We start from the raw sequence: 1522 nt of genomic DNA, 5'->3' as shown, positions 1-1522 counted from the left end.
CTTCAAAGCTCATCAAGAAATGCGTTTGCGCTCTTGGCTGGCTGCTCACCAGCTTCGATTCGTTTCACTTCACTCAAGCCCTCTCTTATTCGAGTGGCTATTTTTTCTTCTACGGACACTGGCACCAATTTAAAATCACCGATACGTGAAGTCAGAAAGACGGATTCTCCCTGAATAGCACGAAGAAGGGTCGCTGTCTGATTCGTCCGAAATTTGCTCAATGGAATTACTTGCATATATCTTAAACTTTTTGATTGTGATACAAATGTAACCATTGTCACCGATATTGTAACCAAATTAATATACTTTAACACGCAAAAAAAAGCTTCAATAACCGCACAATCCCCCAACCCCCTTACGAGGGGGCTTTGTCTTTGTTTTCCCTATTGTTCTTCATCCGTTTTTCCGAAAGTTGAGAAGCAATCTCAACCTTATGAGCCTGTTTCTATCTTAACATCGACTATCTATGTCCTATCCTCGCGCGCGCGCATTATGCGAGAAAAACACCCTCTAAGTACGAGATAAAGAATACTCAAGTACGAGATAAAGAATAAAAATTAACACTCTAAAAACGAGGTAAAGAATAAACAGTACGAGTTTCATTTGTTAAACTCGTACTTAATTTATATCTTTGCAGAAAACCATAAAAGCACACTTATGAAACCAACAACTTACATTGATTGGGACGGTCTGAAAGATATTCCGTTCTTCTACTGCGATACAAAGGAAGATGAGGAAAACAAAGACTTCGACATATACTATCAAGGGAAACTGGTGCTGCATGACTACAACCATTGCGGACACTACCTCTACACAGCTGCTGTGCTGTTCAGCAGAATCAAGAATAAAACGGCAGACTGGGTGAACCTGCGCAACCTTTGGATTCTGCGTGATTGCGTGCGTGAGAACTATAATCACGGCATAGGGGTGGACGACATTATCTTTGGAGAGAATTTTGATGGCGAGAACCTCAATACACTCACACCGCTTACTAAGAAACGCTTCGATTATTTGTGTAAGCGGATTAAGGAACTTGACCCATACGCAACAATCTAAAAGAATACCTATGAGCGAAAACCTACCAAACAAAGCCATATTTCAGTCCTACATATGGACATGTGCCAAATACGATTTCAGTCCTTACGAAAAGCGTATCATATATCGTCTTATCGAATTTGCCCAACGATGGTTGGAAGGTATTAAAATCAAAGACCACATGCACAAGATTGAGCCGTCTGACTGTGGGGTGAACATCACCATGCCTGTAGCATCCATTCTTCGAGACGAAGATGACCACAACTATGCCAAGGCTAAAGCTGCATTCACATCGCTATCTAAGAAAGGGGCTGAATATGAAGATGATAAGATTTGGTTCTATACAGCCATCATCGAACACCCTAAAATAGAAAAAGGCACAGGTATTGCTACCTTTCATGTCTATGACCCTATCTGGAGAGCCGCACTTGATTTTACGAAAGGGTTCAAGAAATACGAACTCATAACAGCCTGTCTCTTATACACA

Annotated in this window: 2 protein-coding genes; both read left to right on the top strand. The window is 41.1% G+C overall.

Features of this window, described 5'->3' with window-relative positions; translation table 11 throughout:
• Nucleotides 1-657 precede the first annotated feature (657 nt).
• Complete coding sequence (locus tag AB5916_RS17410) at nucleotides 658-1056, top strand: hypothetical protein (protein WP_009123694.1); 399 nt, start codon at nucleotides 658-660, stop codon at nucleotides 1054-1056.
• 10 nt (nucleotides 1057-1066) lie between these two features.
• Nucleotides 1067-1522 (top strand): RepB family plasmid replication initiator protein (locus AB5916_RS17405; RefSeq protein WP_368192111.1); only part of this gene is annotated, 456 nt, incomplete at its 3' end.

This window comes from Blautia sp. 1033sp1_1033st1_G9_1033SCRN_220408, assembly GCF_040929965.1.
GTDB lineage: Bacteria > Bacillota > Clostridia > Lachnospirales > Lachnospiraceae > Blautia_A > Blautia_A ammoniilytica.
This window is presented reverse-complemented; position numbering and strand designations above follow the sequence as displayed.